This window comes from Citrobacter sp. TBCS-14 (assembly GCF_005280805.1).
GTDB lineage: Bacteria > Pseudomonadota > Gammaproteobacteria > Enterobacterales > Enterobacteriaceae > Citrobacter > Citrobacter gillenii.
In genome coordinates this window covers 1-281 of sequence record NZ_SZWM01000655.1, presented here as the reverse complement: position 1 = coordinate 281, position 281 = coordinate 1, and the positions used below count along the sequence as shown (strand labels likewise).

Here is a 281-nt window from a genome sequence, read left to right as displayed (position 1 = left end):
GGTGAAATTCGTCAGTACTACCAGCGCGACTGGTTTGAATACGATGCGGTAAAAGACAACGTTACCGATAAAAACGAGCTGCGTCAGGCGCTGGAAGATGCGGTGAAAAGCCACCTGATGTCAGATGTTCCTTATGGTGTATTGCTGTCCGGCGGTCTGGATTCTTCGGTCATTTCCGCAATCACCAAAAAATACGCCGCGCGTCGTGTTGAAGATCAGGAACGCAGTGAAGCCTGGTGGCCGCAGTTGCACTCCTTCGCCGTCGGCCTCGAAGGCGCACC

1 protein-coding gene is annotated in these 281 nt (G+C 53.7%); it reads left to right on the top strand.

Annotation, left to right across the window (positions count from 1 at the left end):
• Positions 1–281: asparagine synthase-related protein (locus FDX22_RS20495; protein WP_255433001.1), on the top strand; the 281-nt coding region annotated here is incomplete at both ends.